The sequence below is a fragment of the Lysinibacillus sp. FSL L8-0312 genome, from assembly GCF_038003285.1.
GTDB lineage: Bacteria > Bacillota > Bacilli > Bacillales_A > Planococcaceae > Lysinibacillus > Lysinibacillus fusiformis_D.
The window spans coordinates 1801133-1823037 of the sequence record NZ_JBBOOV010000001.1; the positions used below are offsets into that span (position 1 = coordinate 1801133).

Sequence of the window (21905 nt, forward strand, 5' to 3'; positions counted from 1 at the left end):
AAAAGGATTTCCGTTGCAGGCTACTTGCTTTCCTGTGGACGAGCGCCGAGCCGCTTCCTCTGCTACCGCTCCGTTTAGAGGCACGCCTGTCTCGCTATTCCCACGGGAGTCAAGTAGCCTTCCAATCCATAAAAATGTTCACTTTTTAGCAAAAAAGTGAAGGTATTCACTACTCTTTTATGGAGGGTGTTGTCACTCATCACTTCTCCACTTTGAAAATAAGAGGCTATCCTTTCTCTAATCATACAAATACGGCTCGTATGAAGGATGATAAGGAAAAGACATTTTTGCAGAATGGTTGATTGGAGTGGAGCCAGTGTCACTCCTAGGGGATTTAGCGTCATAGAGGAGACCAGGAGACCCTGGAGCGAACGCAGTGAGTGAAGCGACGCCCCCTCTGGAAAGGACGCTGGTGGAACGGAAATCAACCCCTCGCCTTACAAAATTGCTTATTATGCCGTTGACATTACCTTTTTTATTTCGATTCAGTAACATAAAATGAAAGACGTAATGGCTTAAAAGTTCTTAGCATTTGGCCCATTGAAGCCATATTTTTCAAAGAATTCTTCTCGGAAATCACCAAGGCGGTCTTGACGAATGGCTTCACGCACTTGTTCCATCAGCTTCAATAGGAAATGTAGATTATGATAAGACGTTAAACGAATACCAAACGTTTCTTCCGTACGGATAAGGTGTCGAACATAGGCACGAGAATAGTTTTTACATGTATAGCAATCACAATTCGGATCAATTGGACCAAAATCACGTGCATACTTAGCATTTTTCACCACTAGACGGCCTTCAGATGTCATTAGTGTACCATTACGTGCAATACGTGTTGGCAGCACACAGTCAAACATATCAATCCCACGAATTGCTCCATCAATTAAAGAATCTGGTGAGCCAACCCCCATTAAATAACGTGGTTTATTTTCAGGCATCATTGGCGTCGTAAATTCTAACACTCGGTTCATCACATCTTTCGGTTCACCAACAGATAATCCACCAATTGCGTAGCCTGGGAAATCTAATTCCACTAATGCTTCTGCTGAACGACGGCGTAAATCCTCATACTCTCCGCCTTGGATGATCCCAAACAAACCTTGCTCCTCTGGACGCTTATGCGCTTCTTTACAGCGTTTTGCCCAACGTGTTGTACGATCAACTGATTGCAGCATATAATCATGTGTCGCAGGAAATGGTGGACATTCATCGAACGCCATCATAATGTCAGACCCTAAATCATTTTGAATTTCCATTGCTTTTTCAGGGCTTAAAAATAGCTTATCTCCATTAAGGTGATTACGGAAATGAACGCCTTCCTCCTCAATTTTACGGAATTGACTTAGGGAGAACACTTGGAAACCACCTGAATCCGTTAAAATAGGACGATCCCAGTTCATAAATTTATGGAGTCCGCCTGCTTCCTTGACAATATCATTGCCTGGACGAAGCCATAAATGGTACGTATTGGACAAAATGATCCCAGCATTCATTTCTTTTAATTCCTCTGGCGACATCGTTTTAACAGTTGCTTGTGTGCCCACTGGCATGAATGCTGGTGTTTCAAAGGAGCCATGTGGTGTATGGACGATGCCAAGACGTGCTCCTGTTTGTTTACAAGTATGAAGTAATTCATATCGAATTGCTGGTTGTGTCATAAACTAAAAATCCTCTCTTATCTGAAGTAAAAACAGTACTTCGATTATATCCACTATTATTTTTTCGGACGTATAAACATCGCATCTCCAAAACTAAAGAAGCGATATTTTTCCTCCACTGCTTGCTGATAGGCACTTAAAATAGTTTCTCGAGTAGCTAGCGTACTAACAAGCATGACAAGTGTTGATTTCGGTAAATGGAAGTTTGTAATTAACCCATCCACCACCGTAAAGTTGTAGCCTGGATAAATGAAAATAGACGTCCAACCTTGTTCTGCTCGCACTTCCCCCTCATATTTAGAGCCAATTGTCTCCAATGTACGTGTAGAGGTTGTCCCAACAGCTATGACCTTGCCGCCGTTTTGCTTAACACGATTAATCGTATCTGCCGCTTGTTCGGTCACACTATAGAATTCAGCGTGCATTTCATGGTTTTCAATCGAATCAACACTAACAGGACGGAAAGTGCCGAGACCCACATGTAGCGTGATAAAGACCACTTCTACACCTTTCGCTTTTACCTGCTCTAATAATTGCTCCGTGAAATGCAGTCCCGCTGTTGGTGCTGCAGCTGAGCCACGTTCTTTGGCATAAACCGTTTGGTAACGATCCTTGTCCTCAAGTTTTTCACGAATATATGGAGGCAACGGCATTTCACCAAGTTGCTCTAATATTTCATAAAAGATGCCATCATAATGAAAGTCAAATGTACGTCCGCCATGTTCAAGCTCTCCTGTACAAGTAGCTGTTAATAAACCTTCACCAAATGTGATAACAGTTCCTACTTTTACACGCTTAGCTGGTTTTACAAGTGTTTCCCACTCATCTGTACCAGCTAATTGCTTTAATAACAATACTTCTATATGTGCACCTGTTTCCTCTTTCACACCCATTAAGCGAGCAGGTAAGACTCTTGTATCATTTAATACGAGACAATCTCCAGCATGTAGCTCATCTAAAACGTGAGCAAAATGGTGGTGCTCTACTTTAGTAGCGCCAGGTGTAACAACCATTAAGCGGCTCGCAGTACGATCAATTAATGGCGTTTGAGCAATAAGCTCCTCTGGTAATTCAAAATCAAAATCTTCTACACGCATGAAAAAACTTCCTTCTTTATGTTTGTTGTGGATACTCATATCCAAAATGTTCATAGGCTAAATGTGTGGCAACTCTTCCCCGTGGTGTACGTTGAATAAGGCCAATTTGCATCAAATAAGGTTCATATACATCCTCTATCGTAACCCGTTCCTCACCAATCGATGCCGCAAGCGTATCTAAGCCCACTGGACCGCCTTGGAAGCGCTCAATCATGTTCGTTACAAGTTTATGGTCGATATGATCAAGCCCTCTAGGATCAACTTGTAACAGCTCTAGCGCTTGCTGTGCAAGACCCTCCGTTATCATACCATCTCCAAGCACTTGTGCATAATCTCGTACTCGTTTTAATAGACGATTCGCAATTCGAGGTGTTCCGCGTGAGCGTCTCGCCATTTCCATTGCCGCTACTTGCTCAATTTTCACCTCAAATAAATGAGCACTTCGCACCACAATTTCAGCAAGTGAACGATCATCATAATATTCTAAGCGTAGTAACACACCAAAGCGATCCCTTAAAGGGGCTGATAAGGCGCCAGCTCTTGTTGTAGCACCTACAAGGGTAAAGGGAGGTAAATCAAGGCGTACAGAACGTGCTTCTGGACCTTTCCCCACCACAATATCTAAACAGAAGTCCTCCATTGCTGGATATAGCACTTCTTCAATGGCACGGGAGAGTCGATGAATTTCATCTATAAATAAAACGTCCCCAGGCTCAAGTGAACTTAAAATAGCTGCTAAATCCCCTGGGCGCTCAATTGCAGGGCCACTCGTCATGCGTACATTGACATTCATCTCATTCGCAATAACAGCAGCTAATGTCGTTTTACCAAGTCCCGGAGGTCCATATAACAGCACATGGTCTAAACTTTCTTGGCGAAGCTTTGCCGCTTCAATGAATATTTGTAAGTTTTCCTTCACTTTATGTTGCCCAATATACTGCGTTAATTTTTGAGGGCGTAAAGATAATTCAAACTGCTCATCATAGCTACCTGCCTCACTTGCCATCATACGTTCAGACATGCACCTTCCCTCCTTTCCTTATTTTATTTTTAGCAATAGTTGCAACGCTTGTTTCATAAAGGCATCTGTCGTTTCCAGCTTGTCGTTGTCCTCAAGCTGTGGACGAATTTTTTCGAGCTCTTTTTCAGAATAACCAAGTGCCATTAACGCCAGTATAGCTTCTTCTAGCTCATGCTTATAAGGATTCACACCAAACAATGGTAGCTCATGTTCTGCACTAGGAAGCTCCAATGTATCTAATAACGAGCCTAGCTTGCCCTTCAAATCAAGAATCATTTGACGTGCCGTTTTTTTCCCAACCCCAGGGAACTTCACTAAAAACGCTTCGTCCTCCCGCTCAATGGCACTAATAACCTGTTGCGGATTCCCAGTAGCTAAAATCGCTAGAGCCCCCTTTGGCCCTATGCCAGATACTAATATTAGCTTTCGAAATAGCTCACGTTGATCTAGATTAGGGAAACCATATAAAACTTGTGCATCCTCTCGTACATGCAAATGAACATATATCTGTTGCTCCAGGGCTGATGTGCGGAATGCAAACGGATTGGGCGTATGAAGTTGCCAGCCAATACCTTGTTGTTCTAATACTATAAACTCAGGTGTAATACGAGTTACTTGTCCTTTTAAATAATCATACATCTATAATCCCTCACAATCATCGTCTTCGATTATAGCATATAGCGAACGAATGCTCGACAAAAAGTAGTGGCAAAAGCGCTGTTGCCAAACAAAAATGACCGCCAAATGACGGTCATTTTTTAACAAATCTATCAATATCGTACCACAGTTTTGGCCAATAGGTGAGGGCTCGTTTTGTGAATGGCACTAAATAATCTAAAAATACTAGCTGTTGCTCTAGTGGTAAATCCACTGCAAAAAGCCATTCTCGTAATAGCTCATTCGGATATTTCAAACGATGGAGCTTTCTTTTATCCAGTCGTTTCAGCTCAGGTAATTCGGCAAAAATTTTCCCAAGATCATAATCAACAGCAGGTAATACACGATGCAACCATAAAATATATTCATCATCTGCTTCGCCAAGATGTGCTAAATCAAAATCAATTAAACGTAATTGGCCATCAGAGCACCATAAAAAATTATGATGAACCACATCCCCATGTAATAGTGTGATTTCTTTTTCAGGCGCATCCTCTAATGCAATCAGTTGTAAAGATTTATCACTATAATGCACAATTTGATCGATTTCTTCTTTTGTTAAAAAAGCTCGAAACTCATTTCTTCTACTTTTAAAACGCATATGACGCATTTGCCATTTTAAAAGCTGCGAGTAGGTATGCAAGCCTGGCATTCGCTGCCAAGCTATTTTTTTATGTGTATCATGTAAAGCTATTAATAATTTAAGAGATTCTTCACGATCTTTTTTATATGCAAAGTTAGCACCATGGCTTCCTTCTTGCCATACTTGCACAATTAACTGCTCATCATCACTCTGGACCAATGGTAAGATTAGAGAAGGCTCCATGCGTCCTAACTGGCGATGAATTGCTCTCACCTTCTCTGCAATTTCCACTTGCTTCGCTCGTTTGACAAAATAATGATTCGATTCATACTTATATTTCCAAATGTTTGACTTTAACTCTTCTACAATATACGCTTTTTCACCATCGATAAGGCGTCATCCCGCCTGGGAAATAGTGCGGTGACATCCATTGTCCCCCTGCTGGTGGGCACGGCGGTGGACAATGTGTCGGACATGGTGGTGGCGGACAATGACAAGGATCCATTTGCCATGTAGGCATCATCATTGGTTGTTGATGACAGCCACAGGATTGACCCATGTTCATATCAGGCATCATCATTGGCTGTGTACCACAGCCACAAGATTGACCCATATTCATATCCATTTGTGGCTTCATTTGCTGATCCTGTGTATGGAAGAATGGTGATGTAGACTCTAAAAAGTCTTCCATCCCACCTACTTTATGATCTGGCATGTCACAAGACATTGGCTGTTGTGGCATCGTATAATGCTCGACCTGAGGTTGCATTGGCATCATCGGCCACCACATTTGATGATAGATCGGTTGATGACAACTTGAGCAATGTGGGACAGCAGGCATTTGTGGCATGATATGCATCGGTGGCTGTGGCGCTGGTTGTGGCATTGGCTTCGGTTGAGCTACAGGTGGTGGTGTAGGTGCTGGCGGTGGTGGTGGCTGTATTTGTACAGGTGGTGTTGTAACATTTTGCTCCATTTGTGGCATCACCAATTGTTGGTGCCAATTCATTTCCACAGGCTGCGGTACCCACATCGGTTGTTGTGGCATTTGCATAGGCATTGGCATCGGTATTGGAATCGGAATCATTTGTGGTTCTGGCATTGGCATAGGAGCTGGTGGTGGCGGTACAATAGGCGGCGGTGGTGGCATCGGTCGCTGTACCTCTTTTTTAGGACTTTCCTTCGGTGCCTCCTTATGCACTTGTGTTTCCTTTTTCGGCATTTCTTTATGTGATTCTCTATGCGGCTCTTTGTTTATTTTTTCAGGCAATATAATTTCCATACCTGGAACAATATAATCTGGGTTGGCAAGATGGACATTGAGCCGCTTCAAATCTTCAAACGAAATGCCGTACTCTTTCGCAATCTTCCACAAGGTGTCTCCCTTTTGAACAATATGAATACGCAATTTTTTCCTCCCTTCCTCTCTACGTATCATATGTTCAATGTTTCATTTGGATACAAAAATTTCAGCAAGTTAGAAATGCTTCATGGTACACTAAAACATAAGGAATGCTGATTCCTTTATTATGAGCAGAGGTGAACTCTTATGAAAAAAATGTTAGGCGAAGAACGCCGACTGCAACTTTTAGCGCAATTAAAAAACAGTAAAGCACCTATAACTGGGACAGACTTGGCTAAGTTCGCCAATGTTTCTAGACAAGTTATCGTCAATGATATGACTCTATTAAAGGCAAGAAATGAGCCCATTATTGCCACAAGCCAGGGCTATCTTTATATGCATCAGGAACAATTACAGCAAACCGTTGAACGTACGTTCCCTTGCTTGCATACCTCAGAGCAAACAGAGGATGAATTAATGACCATTGTCGATTGTGGTGGTACTGTCAAAAATGTTATTGTAGAACATCCAATATATGGTGAACTCACTGCCTCCATTATGGTATCAAATCGCCATGAGGTGAAACAGTTTATCGAACGTGTCAATGCCACACAGGCTAATTATTTATCCGCCCTTACTGGTGGCATTCATCTGCATGTCATCTCTGCACCCTCTGTTGAAGTTTTAACTTTAATTGAACAAGCCTTACAAAAAAAGAGTTACTTAGTGTCAGATCAATAAATAGCAAAAGCACCGTATGATATCCTTTTTCATACGGTGCTTTCTGTTTTGATTGCAAATGTTATGCTTCTGATTGGACGCTTGAGCGACGGTATTTCTTTTCTCTTCGCGAGTATTTTGATCCTGAGCGAAAGTATTTTTCCACTCTCTGCGGATATTATAAACCCGTGCGCTACTAGGAAAGAAATCGTTGCCGTTGAGAAGGTGTGGGCAATAAGCATTCACTTTTTTGACCAAATAAACGATAGCGTTGTTTAGCAAATAATCGATACAGCGCATTACGGATAATGGGGGGAACAAGAATCAAGGCATAGAAGCAAGGCCACAGTCCATCCAATTTCCTGCATATGTTTAATGCTGCGGTAGATTCCAGCGAGACGTTCCCTTGTTCAATCAGAATCACACTATCTATATTCTTTGGTATATTGTACTGATTGAGCAATGCTTGGCCGATATCACTTTGAAGTGACGCAAATTGAAAATAGCCAGCTTCATCGTGTTTGATAATAAATTGAACAGTGCTATCACAAAAATTACAGATACCATCAAATAAAATGATGCCAGCCATTACCATTCCTCCCTACAGCTATTCTGCCTCGTCTGATGTAACATAAGTGAAGTAAGTACCCAAAGATTTTACCTTACAGCCTAGTGCAGCTAATTCTTCCATGGCGCCACGCATCATCGGTTCTTTTTCATCTGCTAATACATCAATCATAAAGAAATAATCACCTAGGCCCGTTTTAAGTGGACGTGATTCAATTTTACTTAAATTCAGTTGACGCCATGCAAAAACAGAAAGCACCTGATGCAATGCCCCTGAACGATCCGTTGGCAATGTAATCATAAACGTTGTCTTAGCTTGCCCTTCAGATAGCTCTTGCGGCAATCGTTTATTTTGCTTGGACAGTACAAAGAAACGTGTATGGTTAAAATGGAAATCATGGATATTCGATTCAACTATGTCAAGGCCATATTTTTCGGCTGCTGCTGCATTGCCTACTGCGGCTATACATTCTTGTGGATTTTCTGATACATATTTCGCTGCTGCCGCTGTGGAAGTTGTTTGATGTAATGGCACATGACTGAAACGATAAAATAAGTATTTATGACATTGAGCTAGTGCATGTGGGTGGGAATAAACACCTGCGATAGACTGCCAATGATCCTTTTGCGCTTTATTCACCATTAAATGCTGCTGGATTTTTAGCAATAATTCACCTGTCACATAGAGTGTTGCCTCATGGAATAAATAATCTAATGTTAATGTTACAGAGCCCTCTAAGGCATTTTCTAGCGGAACGACGGCTAAATCCACCTTTCCCTCCGCGACAGCCTCTATACATTCTGGAATCGTCGCACACGGTACAAGCCACTCATTTGGAAAAGTAGCCTTTGTTGCTAAATATGTAAATGATGCTTCTGGTCCTAAATAGGCGATTCTATTTTCCCATTGTTGCTTTGTCATTGCAAATACCTCCTTTATGGCACAATAAGGAGCAGTCCCGCGAGATTACTCACTGTTGGGACAGCTCCTTATTTGAGCTTGTTATCGCATTCTGACCTAGCAGTCTTATTAAACACGATAATTCATTTTTGTCAAAAATTAAAGGATTGAACACTGTACTGTTATTATAATGCTCCAGAACTAATTACTTCTGCTGATTCTACAAAATCTAAGCGCTTTAATTGCTGAATGAGGTCATCAAGATCACAGGTCATGCTTGTTACATCTAATGATAAAGTAACATTGGCACGTCCCTGAATCGGAATCGTTTGATGAATTGTCAATACATTACAATGTGTAATTGTCACAGTTTCTAAAAGCTTAGCAAGTGTTCCTTTTCTATCTTGAAGCTGTAAAAAGACTGTTAAAATGCGTTCCTGCACAATTGAATGAAAAGGAAAAACCGCATCACGATATTTGTAAAACGCACTTCGCGATAAATCCACCTGCTTTACCGCATCCCAAATGGAAGATACTGAACCACTTGATAGTAAGTGTTTCGCTTCCAAAGTTTTTTGCATTGCATCCGTTAAAACATCCTCACGAACTAAATAATATCGCTGATTCGCAACATTCTTCATACGCTTCCCCCTAAAACTCATGTCTTAATCGACAAATTCAAATTCAAACTCTTGTAGGCGTACTGTATCGCCATCTTGTGCTCCACGTTGACGCAGAGCCTCATCCACACCCATTGCACGCAATTGACGAGCAAAACGACGAATACCATCTTCACGGCTAAAGTCCGTCATTTTAAATAAACGCTCAATGGCATAACCATTAATAATAAATGTACCATCATCGTCACGAGTGATCTCGAAATCTTCACCTTTTGCCTCATGCTTGTACATGACAGTTGCGTCTGATTGCTCCTCTACATCTTCATATAGTGGGAATTCAGGCGTTACTTCCAGTAGATCCGCAATGGCAAACAACAGCTCTTTTAACCCTTGACGTGAAACAGCAGAAATTGGGAAAATTTGAACATCTTCTCCTACCTTTTGGCGGAATGCTGCTAAGTTTTCTTCTGCATCTGGCATATCCATTTTATTGGCTACAATTATTTGTGGGCGCTCCGTTAAACGAAGATTATATTGTTTTAGCTCTTCATTGATTGTTAAATAATCTTCATATGGATCGCGACCTTCCATTCCTGACATATCAATAACATGGACAATAACGCGTGTACGTTCAATATGTCGTAAAAATTGATGGCCTAATCCTACCCCTTCATGTGCCCCTTCAATAAGCCCAGGTAAATCTGCCATCGCAAAGCTTCGGTGATCTTCCGTTTCAATCATGCCTAAGTTCGGTACAATTGTCGTAAAATGATATGCACCAATTTTTGGCTTAGCAGCAGAAACCACTGATAAAAGCGTTGATTTACCAACACTTGGGAAACCAACTAATCCTACATCTGCTAAAACTTTTAACTCTAATATAACATTTAATTCTTGTCCTGGCTCACCTTTTTCAGAAAGTTCTGGCGCTGGGTTGGCAGGAGTGGCAAAACGAGAATTTCCTCGTCCACCTCGGCCAGCTTTCGCAATAATGGCTCTTTGCCCATGCTCGACTAAGTCGGCAATAACTGCATTTGTTTCTTCATTCATAACCACTGTGCCTGGTGGAACTTTAACGATTAAATCCTCTGCATTTTTACCATGCATGCCTTTACTCATCCCATGTTCACCACGAGGCGCTTTAAAATGACGTTTATAGCGGAAATCCATTAACGTTCGTAAGCCTTCTTCTACTTCAAATACGACGTTACCGCCATGTCCACCATCTCCACCAGCTGGACCACCATTTGGTACATATTTTTCTCGACGGAAGGCAACCATACCATCTCCACCGTCGCCACCTTTAACAAAAATCTTTACGTGATCGACAAACATTTAGTTCACTCCCTATTTGCACTCAAGACATATTGCCAGCGCGTAGTTGTCTGCTCAATTGTTTGAATGTCGAATTGTTTCAAACCTTTTTCGGTGAATGCATCAGCACTCCATAACCCATTTAGCGTGAATGTCACGGCAAATGTATGATCGTCAACACGTACATCAAGCGTTAGGATCTGCTCTGTAAATGGATCTAATGTATCATAAACATGCATAACTGTTTTGTTTAAATAATCTACAACTTCCCGATCAATATTGTTGGTCACTGGCTTTTTTATCTCACCACTTAGCTTCCATGCTAGTGATGGATAACGCCATCCTGCTGTTTGTAGCCACTCAATTGTTTGTGGTAATTGTAGTCGATTGAGGATAGAAAACACGCGTAATTGTTCTGAATAATGTTGAATAAGTTTCTTTGATTCATCAATTCTACCTAAATCTAAATTCATGCGAATCAGTTGCAGTTGATTCACATAATCATGATTTGCAAAACGTAATACTTCACTAATGGTTAGTGATTGATTGTTCATCCCATTCACTCCAATAAAGTTATCCTTACTAGTATAACAAGTTTTGCTCTATTTTTCCCTTAATTCTTTAATCAATTATGCCTCAGCTTAATTGAGACCAGAATCGGCATTGTTGAAATTTAGCCAAAAAAAGGACTGCAATAAATGCAGTCCTCCGCTTTATGTTATCTTATAAAAGATTAAGCTTCTTGTGTAGTTGGATATACAGATACTTGTTTGCGATCGCGACCTAAGCGTTCGAATTTAACAACGCCGTCAACTTTAGCAAATAGTGTATCGTCACCACCACGACCTACGTTTGTACCTGGGTAAATTTTTGTACCGCGTTGACGGTAAAGAATTGAACCACCAGTTACGAATTGGCCATCAGCACGTTTAGCACCAAGTCGTTTAGACTCAGAATCACGTCCGTTTTTAGTAGAACCTACCCCTTTTTTCGATGCGAAAAGTTGAAGATCTAATGCTAATAATAATTTCATCGAGTTCCACCTCCTACTTGGTTGTAGTTGATTTGGATGTATTGTCCGTAATTTTGCACCATAGAATACACTTGGGCAGTCATTACTTGAACAATTAACTGTAGTTTTGCATCTACTTCAGGCTCTAAATCTGATGGTAAATCTACCTTAAGATAGCCTCCACCTTCAGCAGCTTGTTCGACTTCTGGTTGAATTTGTAATAATGCATAAATAGCATTTACTGTACCAATGGCAATAGTAGATGCTCCTGCACACACTAAATCTTTACCAGATTCATCGTACCCAGCATGTCCTGAAAATTCAAATGCTGACACATGTCTATTTTCATTGTGATGAATCGTAACTTGTATCATTCGCTACACCTCACAATTAAGCGTTGATTGCTTCAACAACTAATTTTGTGTAAGGTTGACGGTGACCTTGTTTACGACGGTAGTTCTTTTTAGCTTTCAATTTGAAAACAACGATTTTTTTCGCACGGCCTTCTTTAACAACTTTAGCTGTTACTGTAGCGCCTTCTACGAATGGAGCGCCAACTTTAACGTTTTCGCCACCTACGAATAATACTTTATCAAAAGTAACAACCTCATCAGCTTCTACGCCTAATTTCTCAACATAGATTTCTTGACCAGCTTCTACTTTGATTTGTTTACCACCAGTTTCAATAATTGCGTACATTTTACTGCACCTCCTCTTAGACTCAGACTCGCCTGTTTTAAAAGGTGATCTTATTAGATACTTAAACCTTTCCAGAGCGGTTGTAGTAGCACGGGTGCTACAAACAATAACATTAAAATATTACCATACGTTTTTTTTTAAGTCAATCTATTCATAACATATTTTTCAAAAGCAACTCTATATTTTCGATAGCGCCATTCTTTCAATGCTTGCAGCCAAATGAATAAATTAATGATGGCTAAAAAAATAGACTGTGGCAAGAACTTGAAAGTGACTAGTAATAGTGTAGTGGCAATGATGAAAGACAACCAATAATACATTTCCACCACTTGAGCTCTTGGATAACTTAAAAATAGCCAGGCTAATACTAGCCTGCCACCATCTAACGGTATGATGGGCACAATATTTACAGCCAGTAACACTAATTGTACAGTTATTAGCTTAGTGGCGAGCAGATCAGGCATAAAAAAAGCGAGGCCAATCCCAATAATGGTAGCGATTGGTCCTCCTAATGCAATCCATAGGAGTGACGAAGCTTGCACAACCGCTGGATTTTCAAATTGAATTTCTCCCCCATATGGTGTAATAACGCATGATTTCACCTTCACTCCGCACAATACTGCTGCTACTAAATGACCTGCCTCGTGCCACAGCAAAGAAAATAAAATGATGGCGTAATAAGCTAATTGTCCACTAAAAATCATGACAAATACCAGAGGGATACATAGAAGATGTAATTTAATCCTCATTGGTCTCCGTCGATTCAAGCCATTGTACAATTTGCTCTAAATCATAATGAGTATCTCCCTTTTCAATGGACATATATAATTGACCAGCTTCTTTCATACCAATTAAATCATTAGCTTGAATCGATGTATAAGGGAGCTGCGCTAAACTATCTAACATACCATAAGATACCGTTGTCCCGTCCTCATAGCTGATTGTCATAGTCTTGCCCGTATACTTTGTATGACCAGTAAAAACCACCAACCCATTCTGCCCAGCATAGATCGGTAAACCAACATCATACTGCAATAAATAACCTTCTTTAAAAACTTGGGCATTAGCAAATGTTAGAAGATCGGCCTGCCCTACATCACTTGATACCATGATGGTCTCTTTTTCTTTTTCGAACCAACTTTGTCCGAGCTCACTTAAATAGGTTAAATCTGCAGAGGTTGTTACAAGCTTTCGAACGGGTGTATCTACTACGCCTTGATCTTCTAAACGAATTACAAGCATGATTGCTGCCACAAGTAGTATCGTGACGAACCATTTCCATTTTTTAAACAAGCTCTCATCCTTTTTTCCACACTATATGAGATTGCATGTCCAAACATGCACAAGAAAAAACCTTCTCGTACATTTGTACGAAAAGGTTGTCATTTATTTTGAAAATAGAGCCTTAAGTTTTGAAAACATACCTCTTTGCTCATTTTGAATAGCCATCAATGGCACGGACTCACCAAGAATACGACGGGCAATATTGCGATAGCCCAATGATGCTTTATTTGATGGGTCCATGACGATTGGTTCACCTTTATTGGAAGATGAGATGACACCCTCACTATCGACAATAATGCCTAATAGATCAATAGAAAGATGTGTAGTAATTTCATTGACATCCAATGTATCACCGCTCTTCATCATATGCTGTCGAATACGATTAATGATGAGTTTAGGTGCTGTAATCTCTTCTTGTTCAAGTAAACCAATGATACGATCTGCATCACGAACAGCGGAGATTTCAGGTGTTGTCACAACAATCGCATGATCTGCACCAGCGACAGCATTACGATAGCCTTGTTCAATACCGGCAGGGCAATCGATTAATACATAATCATAATCCCTTTTCAATTCCTCTACTAAGCTCTTCATTTGCTCAGGGGTAACAGCGTTTTTATCCGTTGTTTGAGCAGCAGGTAATAAAAATAGTTTCTCATCTACGCGCTTATCCTTAATTAATGCTTGATGGATTTTACAGCGTCCTTCCACCACATCAACTAGGTCATAAATAATACGATTTTCGAGACCTAAAATGACATCTAAATTGCGTAGGCCGATATCTGTATCAACTAAACATATTTTTTTACCCTGTAGAGCCAATGCAGTCCCAAGGTTAGCCGTTGTCGTTGTTTTACCGACACCGCCCTTACCTGAAGTTATGACGATCGCTTCTCCCACACTAGCTTCCTCCCTTAGACACATTTAACAATGGTCGTATATTTTTTAAGGCATGAATTTGATCGTACGTAATGCGTCCATCATAGCCAAGAAATGCACAAGTCATTTCTGCCTGATTGATCGCGTTTACATGTTCATCTGACATTGCCTGAACTTGATCAGCAATCATGATATGTGTGGCTTCAAATCGAGATGCTGCAATGATTGCTTCTTTATTGCCATGCACACCCGCATGTGCAATTCCTTTTAGTCTACCTAGGACATATACATTACCGCCAGCCTCTACTCGACCGTTTGGATTTACATTGCCTACAATGATAATGTCCCCTGATGAACGCAGAACTTGTCCTGATCTGACCACACCAATATATGTATCTTGTTGACCTTCAATCATTTTCTGGTTGCTTTCTTGGACAGTCAGTACTTCACTTTGCACCTTAGATACAATAAGTTGCTCCGTTTCTTCTACAATTTTTATCAGCTCATTCATTTGTTCATCAGTACAGTATCGATAGCCTAAGTATAATTGTACATCTACTTTACCATCGATACCGCCTTCTAACACTTTCTTCTTCAATTCTTCTACTAACTCGCTATACGAACATTGATCGTCTAGACGTAGTACAAAACCGTCCTTCGTTCCCTTCATATTAACTAACTGTTTTTTCATGAATGCCTCACCTCACGTTGTTCTTTATTAAGAAACTTCACGTGCTCTCTGTAAGACACGCGCATTAATTAGATATTTGAAGGCCCAACCAAGAATCATTAAAAATAAAGCATTAGCAATAATTGTTGGTAGTAGTCGTGAACGTAAGAAATCCGCTAAAGGTATTGCTGTAAAATCAATTAGGAAGAAAAATTGATATAGTATGAATTCTAAAATGGCTACTAGTACAACTGAAATTGTCGTTGTCACAACTAAGTGCTGATGGATAACTTTCACGATAGAGCCTGCTAAAAAACATATAAGTGGATAAAGCACTGAATATAATCCAATAATATCAATGTAAAACACATCATACAAGACACCAAAAAAAACTCCATACATTACCGCACGTTTACGGCTGTAATAGATGGATATAAAAATTAAATATAAGATTAAAAAACGTGGTACCAGAAAATAGACTTCCCCTTTAATTTCAATCGGGGAAAGCATAGCAAATTCTGGCTCTAATAAGAATAGTAAAACCGCTACAGAGGGGATGAGAAATCGAACCATCATTCCGCCTCCTCTTCACTCGCCTCTTGCGGATTCGATAAATCTTCATTTGTTGTATTGCCGTCTGAGCCATCAATAACTGTTGATGTACGTTTAGCAATGACAACATGTTCTAAAATTGAAAAATCAGCAGATGGTTTGACATAAGCCATTTTTGTTAAGCCATGATCATCTGTACTAACTTCTGTAATTTCTCCGATTGGGACACCTTTTGGGAAAATACCACCAAGCCCTGAAGAAACTACTTGCTCGCCTTCTTTCACCGTTAAGCTAGAATCGATTCGCTTCATAATGAGTTTATTACGTTCTTCATCAAAGCCCTCGATTAAACCGTATGCTTCTTTTTCTCCTAATACCATCGCAGAAACACGATAGTTTGGATTATTTGTATATAAAAGCTCTACCTCAGATGTGAAAGGTGTTACTAGTATAATTTTCCCTACTAAACCTTTCGCCGTCATAACTGCCATATTTTTTTGGACACCATGAGAAGACCCTTTATCTAAAATGATTTTCTCTTCCCACTGGTCTGGATTTCTAGCAATCACTGTTGCATGAATTGGATTAAATGCCTTCAAGCTCTCGGTTTTATCCAATAGCTCTCGTAGCTTGTTATTCTCTGATTTTAAATCCGTAGCTTCAGCTTGTACAACTGCAAAATCTTCTAAGCGTGCTTTTAAACGTTTATTTTCTTCGTACGTGTTTAAGAGGGAGTCAATACTATTAAAAATACCATTAATATAATTCGCCGGCTTCGCAACAATCGATTGTGCGACGCCGACAGTATCTTTAATAATTTGCTCTGGTAAAGTTGCATTCGTCCGATCACGTAATGAGAAGCTAATCAATGCCACAAGAAAAACCATACCTACGAGCAGCAAAATTACTTTCTTATTGAAGAAAAAGTGTGGCATTGCCTCAACCTCCTTACCCTTTTACTTGTTGTTGACGAATTAAGTCGATATGATCTAATGCTTTACCTGTGCCAATTGCTACACAGTCTAACGGATCTTCTGCGATAAAGACTGGCATGTTTGTTTCTTGGCTAATAACTTTGTCTAAGTTTGTTAATAGCGCACCACCACCAGTTAATACAATACCACGTTCCATTACGTCAGCAGATAATTCAGGAGGAGTTTGTTCTAATGTTTTGCGAACGCCGTCAATAATAGAGGCAACCGCTTCACGCAATGATTCAGAAATTTCCTGTGAAGAAATTTCGATTGTTTTTGGTAAACCAGTTAATAGGTCACGTCCTCGAATATCCATTTTATCCTCTGGACCTTCTGCCAATGCCGTACCAATTTCCATTTTCACAGCTTCTGCAGTACGTTCACCAATTGTTAAATTATATGTTTTACGAATATACGAAATGATGGATTGATCCATCGCATCCCCACCAACACGTACGGATTCACTCGTTACAATACCACCTAAAGAAATAACGGCAACTTCTGTTGTACCACCACCGATATCAACAACCATTGAGCCAGTAGGATCCCATACAGGAAGATTTGAACCGATTGCTGCTGCAAATGGCTCTTCAATTGTGAACGCCTCTTTTGCACCCGCTTGTCGTGCTGCATCAATAACCGCACGTTGCTCCACTGATGTAATGCCATAAGGCACACAAATCATCACATTCGGTTTTTTCCAGTTGCCTCCAGAGTTTTTACATGCCTCTTTTAAGTAATATTCGATCATTGCTGTTGTAATATCGAAGTCAGCAATAACGCCATCTTTCATTGGACGAATTGCTACGATTGAGCCAGGTGTACGACCAATCATATTTTTCGCATCATTACCAACGGCAACGATATCTCCTGTTTTTGTATTTTTTGCTACAACTGAAGGTTCACGTAAAACGATCCCCTTTCCTTTAATAAACACTAATGTATTCGCTGTGCCGAGGTCAATCCCGACATCTTTGCTTCCTAGTCCAAACAAATTGTGTACTCCCTTTCTATATAAGCCATACTTTCGTTGACATCCATTATCTTTGACGACAATGTGCAGGAACTTTAATTGTGTAAAAAACACAATTGACTCCTCTCAAAGCCTATCACACCTGTCAAAGCTTTTATCTTCATCAGTTGGTGATTGACACCTCGAAAAAATTACACACTCATTCACCTCACCACCAATTTCGATGGGAGTCCTTCCTGAATAAAGATAAAATTCATACCGTTCATTATAACGGAAAAGCGCAAGAATTTGTAGTGTCACATACTACATCTCACAGAAAAGATACTATTTTAATTCCCTCTTAAACTAAAAATAGTACGTATAGATTAGCATATAATTTTTATTCTCATAAGACAACGTGTATCAGGCTACCAATTTTTGTGAAGATAATAGCGTTTCTATGAATACATTAACGATTTGTAAAGAAAAAGGTTCGCCAATAAACCACAAAAAAATACAAAAATTTTATAGCTGCCTAACGAAGACGTTTAACTTTCTGTATAAAAAGCATTTGCTGGCTCAACATAAAAAACTCTGCATGCTTCATGCAGAGTTAAAAATACCCTTTTTCTTTCATGCTAATAAATTGATGATCACCAATGATCACATGATCAATTAATTCAATACCGATAATATAACCGGCTTCAACAATTCGCTTCGTTACCTCAATATCCTCCGTACTAGGTGTTGGCACACCACTTGGATGATTATGAGCACAAATAATGGAAGCGGCAGACCGTTTAACAGCTTCTCGAAAGTAGGGTGAGAACCCAGCGCCTTCATATATTTCTATATTAGGTTTCCAAGAACTCCCCTCCAAACCGTACGTACTCCTCTCAGAGTATACGGCTTTCCATTTACTTTAATCTAACTTACCATTATGTAAATCGTGATGACACGATGTACATAACGCCATTGTCTTTCTTCTTTGGGCAATCATTTTTTGTTCCCACATTTTCTTGCCTTTTAAACCTTTTAGTTTATGGATGTGATGCATTTCAAGTGGTACTCCCACTATACTGCACCATTCACATTTTTCGACAAGTAATCGGTCAATCATACTCGTTCGCCCTGTATAAATTAATGTATTTTCAACTATATCAACTGTTGGCTGTTTAATCGTATCGTTCTTTTCCATTCGTTTCTCTATAAAATATAGCAATTTTTAGACCTTCTTTGGTTTCATATCGAACACCCAATTTCCCATTAATCTTATATTTAGTGATAATTTTGCTGATAGTACTTTTATATTTATTCGTATACGTTTTAATCATGCTGTATTTCATCGTTTGACGGAAAGACTGTAAAACATGTACATTACTCGCTAGACGATAGTAATTGTAGTAACCCTCTATTTCCGCATTGTACGTACGTAAAATTTCAAGATCATCATTATGCACCAAATACGGGCGATGAATGGGTTTCCAACCATTGTTTGCTCCTATTTTTAACGCATTTAACTGTAGAAGTTTTTGGATATATTTTTCATGTGGAACGAAAAGCTTTGCTTGATAGTTGAACTTACGCTTTTTTGTTCCATTTGGCATTTTCATTCTATGCCAATCTCTCATAACACGAATATCATACCCAAGAAAACGCGCATTTTTCTTACTGTGAGTAATTAAGGTCTTTTCATCGCGTAACTCTAACTTTAGTTGTTTTTTTAAGAACGTTTTCAAGTCTTGCTTAATTTGTTCGGCTTCCTTTTTACCACCGATGACACCTAGTATAAAATCATCTGCGTACCGCACATATTTTAAGCGTCGGTAATTTGGGTCAAAAAGGTCTTTACTATCATGGCTTTGTAATTCTTTATAAAGCGCTTTTAATTCTTTTAACCGTTCTTTCTTTTGTTCTTCACTTAATTTAGACCAATCACGTTTATTGTTACTTTTTCTCTTCGCAATTTTTGATGCTAAGTTATGATAAGTAAGATTGTGTGTACGTTTATCACCTTTATTATAGCTTTCTATATATTGCTCCACATATTTGTCGAGTTCATTTAAATAAATGTTCGATAACAGAGGACTAATAATCCCGCCTTGTGGTGCACCACTATAAGTTTTGTGAAATACCCAATCTTCCACATAGCCTGCTCGCAAAAACTTCCAGATTAAATTGATGAATTTTTCATCTTGAATCTGTTTTCTTAAAATATTTATTAATACATGGTGGTCTATATTATCGAAGAAGCCTTTAATATCCCCCTCAATAAACCATCTTGTCCCCGTAAAAGTATTGCGGATTTCTTTCAATGCTGTATGACAGCTAAGATTTGGTCTAAATCCATGAGAGTGTATGGAAAAATGCGGTTCATAAATACTTTCAAGTAATCGCCGAACAACTTCTTGGACTAATTTATCCTCGAAGGTAGGAATGCCAAGCGGTCTTGTTTTCCCGTTCTTTTTTGGGATATACGTCCGTCGTGCTGGATTTGGTTGATACGTTTGCGTTTTTAATTTTTCAATGAGCTTTTCAATACGTTTTATACTCATACCATCAATCGTATCTTCATTGATCCCTCTTGTATTACTACCCTTGTTTGTATACAATTTTGCGTAAGCTTCAAAATAGAACTCTTTATTGTATAAGTTACGATATAGCCGTTCAAATACATAATTCTTATCTTTTGCTTTGGCAGTTAGACGATTTAATACTACTTTTGGAATTCTCATAGAGCCTCCGCTCCTTCCCAATTTTGTATTAACGTTGTAAACTGCTCCCCTTCGCCATGTACTAGGCTTTCCCTAGCTCGGACTACTACGAGAGCTCCGTTACCATATCAGATATTCAGTGTCTATACACATAGCCCAAAGGCATTCTGACTTAGGTAATCCCCATTTAGATTTATAAAGACTTGTCGCATGTATAATGTCGGATATGACGTTCGCTCGTTACTTTTACACGAAAGTTGGGTGAAATGGTATCACATCATTGACCTCGAAATCTTTAAGGACAATGCACATTTCAAATAGCGTAAATCATGACCTCCCGCTAAAGGTCCCCGTAGTCCCCCTTGAGCTGTCATTCAAGCAGTTTAGCCTTTATCCTTATTTATACAATTCATCTCGCCATTCAGTCGTACTTCGGTCATTAAGTAACTTATGGCTTTTCCAACATGCTACACTCCCTGTCCGGTTTCCCTTTCAGATAAGTTGGCTGATGATAGGGTGAAGCTTGTGATATGTCCCTACTGCTATGCGAAAGCAGATTCCTTATAAACCCTTATGGGCGCACAATTTCCCTGGGATGAACGATCGAGGCGTTTAAACTACCTATAAAAATGGTCTGTTTATGAATAATTTGATTCTTGATATTCAGAAAAAGAACAACAAAATGCTCTTGGTTAAGCGACGTCATATCAGGCATTAAGTAGGCTGCTGCATCTTGCGGAGAACGTATCGTAAATTTCTCAATATTTTGTTTTTGAGCCAATCGTCTACCAAGTTCAATGGCTGCGAGTAATTGAATGGCTTTCACCTCACCGATTCCTTTAATAGCCACCATTTCTTCGATGGTTGCATGCTTCAAATGATGTAAACGTTCAAACACATTTAATACTCTATTTGCAAGAGCAAGTACAGATTCTTCCTTCGTCCCTGTTCTCAATAAAATGGCGAGCAGCTCTTGATTGGATAGACTTTCAGCCCCTTGCCGTAACAGCCGTTCACGAGGACGATCCTCCATATGGACATCACGTATCATCAAACTTGGTAAAACCTCTTCCAGCAAAAATACTCACTCCTTCGCAAATTGGATAATTTGTCGTGCTACCAATTGCGAAAACAAAGCTGCAAGTGGTAGACCTACAACATTGTTATAATCTCCTTCAATTCGTTTAACTAATAGTGTGCCTACTGTCTGAATACCATAACCACCAGCTTTATCAAATGGATCTCCAGAATCTACATAGGCTTCAATTAACTCTTGTGATAAATGATGAAAAATAACTGTAGTTTCCTCTACAAAAATCGTTTCTTTTCCATTTGGTTCGATAATTGCTACCGCTGTCATAACAACATGCTTGTTGTCTGACAATCGCTGTAAATGTGAAATAGCTTCCTCACGTGTTTTTGGTTTATGTAGTAGCTCATCCTTGTAAACCACGATTGTATCTGCACCAATAATCGTGGCATTAGGTGCTTTTCTGGCTACATCACGCGTCTTTAATAGAGCCACTCCCTTTACATAATCCTGCATAGTGTTGGCTTGTACACTTGTTTCCTCCACTTCACTAGTCATTACTTCAAACGGAAGTGCTAACATGCCCAGTAATTCCTTTCTCCTTGGTGACGCAGAAGCAAGGACAAGCTTATAATTTGTTTTCAACATGATCTGAC

General features: G+C 39.6%; 23 protein-coding genes, 3 pseudogenes and 1 other annotated feature. Of the genes and pseudogenes, 1 reads left to right on the forward strand and 25 read right to left on the reverse strand.

Annotated features, from left to right (window positions below; genetic code table 11):
- Nucleotides 1-515: 515 nt before the first annotated feature.
- From tgt to MHI22_RS09180, 6 genes are all read right to left on the reverse strand, one after another.
- Nucleotides 516-1661 carry a tRNA guanosine(34) transglycosylase Tgt gene (gene tgt, locus MHI22_RS09155; protein WP_036124159.1) on the reverse strand — a complete coding sequence of 382 codons (1146 nt, stop codon included), beginning with the start codon at nt 1659-1661 and terminating at the stop codon, nt 516-518.
- 56 nt (nt 1662-1717) lie between these two features.
- Nucleotides 1718-2758, reverse strand: coding sequence for a tRNA preQ1(34) S-adenosylmethionine ribosyltransferase-isomerase QueA (queA, locus tag MHI22_RS09160; RefSeq protein ID WP_036124157.1), 1041 nt, complete (start codon nt 2756-2758; stop codon nt 1718-1720).
- A gap of 16 nt (nt 2759-2774) precedes the next feature.
- Nucleotides 2775-3779, reverse strand: coding sequence for a Holliday junction branch migration DNA helicase RuvB (gene ruvB, locus MHI22_RS09165; protein WP_036124152.1), 1005 nt, complete (start codon nt 3777-3779; stop codon nt 2775-2777).
- 18 nt (nt 3780-3797) lie between these two features.
- Nucleotides 3798-4418 carry a Holliday junction branch migration protein RuvA gene (gene ruvA / locus MHI22_RS09170; protein WP_058843999.1) on the reverse strand — a complete coding sequence of 207 codons (621 nt, stop codon included), beginning with the start codon at nt 4416-4418 and terminating at the stop codon, nt 3798-3800.
- A 112-nt stretch (nt 4419-4530) separates the two neighbouring features.
- A complete protein-coding gene (locus MHI22_RS09175) occupies nt 4531-5409 on the reverse strand; it encodes a phosphotransferase (RefSeq protein ID WP_334312335.1) in 879 nt (292 codons plus the stop codon).
- Complete coding sequence (locus MHI22_RS09180) at nt 5399-6427, reverse strand: LysM peptidoglycan-binding domain-containing protein (RefSeq protein WP_036124142.1); 1029 nt, start codon at nt 6425-6427, stop codon at nt 5399-5401. The genes MHI22_RS09175 and MHI22_RS09180 overlap by 11 nt, the downstream gene beginning before the upstream one ends.
- Before the next feature lie 141 nt (nt 6428-6568).
- On the opposite strand from MHI22_RS09180, the gene MHI22_RS09185 reads away from it, so the two are divergent.
- Nucleotides 6569-7102 carry a transcription repressor NadR gene (locus MHI22_RS09185; protein ID WP_089934703.1) on the forward strand — a complete coding sequence of 178 codons (534 nt, stop codon included), beginning with the start codon at nt 6569-6571 and terminating at the stop codon, nt 7100-7102.
- Nucleotides 7103-7277: 175 nt separating this feature from the next.
- Here MHI22_RS09185 and MHI22_RS09190 read toward each other — a convergent pair whose 3' ends face one another.
- From MHI22_RS09190 to MHI22_RS09280, 19 genes and pseudogenes are all read right to left on the reverse strand, one after another.
- A complete protein-coding gene (locus MHI22_RS09190) occupies nt 7278-7670 on the reverse strand; it encodes a thiol-disulfide oxidoreductase DCC family protein (RefSeq protein WP_036124137.1) in 393 nt (130 codons plus the stop codon).
- Between the two features lie 18 nt (nt 7671-7688).
- On the reverse strand, nt 7689-8570 hold the full coding sequence (pheA, locus tag MHI22_RS09195) for a prephenate dehydratase (RefSeq protein WP_036124134.1): 882 nt from the start codon (nt 8568-8570) through the stop codon (nt 7689-7691).
- A 164-nt stretch (nt 8571-8734) separates the two neighbouring features.
- A complete protein-coding gene (locus MHI22_RS09200) occupies nt 8735-9190 on the reverse strand; it encodes an ACT domain-containing protein (protein ID WP_004226679.1) in 456 nt (151 codons plus the stop codon).
- Nucleotides 9191-9214: 24 nt separating this feature from the next.
- Nucleotides 9215-10504, reverse strand: a complete 1290-nt coding sequence (obgE, locus tag MHI22_RS09205) for a GTPase ObgE (protein WP_036124130.1) — start codon at nt 10502-10504, stop codon at nt 9215-9217.
- A gap of 5 nt (nt 10505-10509) precedes the next feature.
- Nucleotides 10510-11037, reverse strand: coding sequence for a Spo0B domain-containing protein (locus MHI22_RS09210; RefSeq protein WP_036124127.1), 528 nt, complete (start codon nt 11035-11037; stop codon nt 10510-10512).
- Nucleotides 11038-11216: 179 nt separating this feature from the next.
- Nucleotides 11217-11516, reverse strand: a complete 300-nt coding sequence (gene rpmA, locus MHI22_RS09215; protein ID WP_016991892.1) for a 50S ribosomal protein L27 — start codon at nt 11514-11516, stop codon at nt 11217-11219.
- The gene (locus MHI22_RS09220; protein WP_036124121.1) at nt 11513-11869 is read right to left on the reverse strand and encodes a ribosomal-processing cysteine protease Prp; all 357 of its coding nucleotides are present in this window, start codon (nt 11867-11869) and stop codon (nt 11513-11515) included. The genes rpmA and MHI22_RS09220 overlap by 4 nt, the downstream gene beginning before the upstream one ends.
- A gap of 16 nt (nt 11870-11885) precedes the next feature.
- A complete protein-coding gene (rplU, locus tag MHI22_RS09225; RefSeq protein ID WP_036124117.1) occupies nt 11886-12194 on the reverse strand; it encodes a 50S ribosomal protein L21 in 309 nt (102 codons plus the stop codon).
- A 14-nt stretch (nt 12195-12208) separates the two neighbouring features.
- Nucleotides 12209-12286: a sequence feature (ribosomal protein L21 leader region), on the reverse strand.
- A 45-nt stretch (nt 12287-12331) separates the two neighbouring features.
- Entirely contained in the window at nt 12332-12943 is a 612-nt protein-coding gene (locus MHI22_RS09230; protein WP_036124114.1) for a stage IV sporulation protein FB, read from the reverse strand.
- Entirely contained in the window at nt 12933-13487 is a 555-nt protein-coding gene (locus MHI22_RS09235; RefSeq protein WP_036124111.1) for a peptidoglycan DD-metalloendopeptidase family protein, read from the reverse strand. Before MHI22_RS09235 ends, MHI22_RS09230 begins: the two co-directional genes overlap by 11 nt.
- A gap of 93 nt (nt 13488-13580) precedes the next feature.
- Nucleotides 13581-14378: a septum site-determining protein MinD gene (gene minD / locus MHI22_RS09240; protein ID WP_036124107.1), complete on the reverse strand. Its 798-nt coding sequence runs from the start codon at nt 14376-14378 to the stop codon at nt 13581-13583.
- A gap of 1 nt (nt 14379) precedes the next feature.
- Nucleotides 14380-15048 carry a septum site-determining protein MinC gene (minC, locus tag MHI22_RS09245; RefSeq protein ID WP_036124102.1) on the reverse strand — a complete coding sequence of 223 codons (669 nt, stop codon included), beginning with the start codon at nt 15046-15048 and terminating at the stop codon, nt 14380-14382.
- A gap of 27 nt (nt 15049-15075) precedes the next feature.
- On the reverse strand, nt 15076-15600 hold the full coding sequence (mreD, locus tag MHI22_RS09250) for a rod shape-determining protein MreD (RefSeq protein WP_080717089.1): 525 nt from the start codon (nt 15598-15600) through the stop codon (nt 15076-15078).
- On the reverse strand, nt 15600-16514 hold the full coding sequence (mreC, locus tag MHI22_RS09255) for a rod shape-determining protein MreC (RefSeq protein WP_036124096.1): 915 nt from the start codon (nt 16512-16514) through the stop codon (nt 15600-15602). The genes mreD and mreC overlap by 1 nt, the downstream gene beginning before the upstream one ends.
- A gap of 13 nt (nt 16515-16527) precedes the next feature.
- On the reverse strand, nt 16528-17547 hold the full coding sequence (locus MHI22_RS09260) for a rod shape-determining protein (protein WP_036124163.1): 1020 nt from the start codon (nt 17545-17547) through the stop codon (nt 16528-16530).
- 571 nt (nt 17548-18118) lie between these two features.
- Nucleotides 18119-18322 (reverse strand): annotated as a pseudogene (locus MHI22_RS09265) (JAB domain-containing protein); the annotation flags it as partial.
- Nucleotides 18323-18427: 105 nt separating this feature from the next.
- A pseudogene (locus tag MHI22_RS09270) lies at nt 18428-20240 on the reverse strand (reverse transcriptase domain-containing protein).
- A gap of 556 nt (nt 20241-20796) precedes the next feature.
- Nucleotides 20797-21270: pseudogene (gene radC, locus MHI22_RS09275) on the reverse strand (RadC family protein); the annotation flags it as partial.
- Between the two features lie 33 nt (nt 21271-21303).
- Entirely contained in the window at nt 21304-21897 is a 594-nt protein-coding gene (locus MHI22_RS09280) for a Maf family protein (protein WP_036124089.1), read from the reverse strand.
- Nucleotides 21898-21905 lie beyond the last annotated feature (8 nt).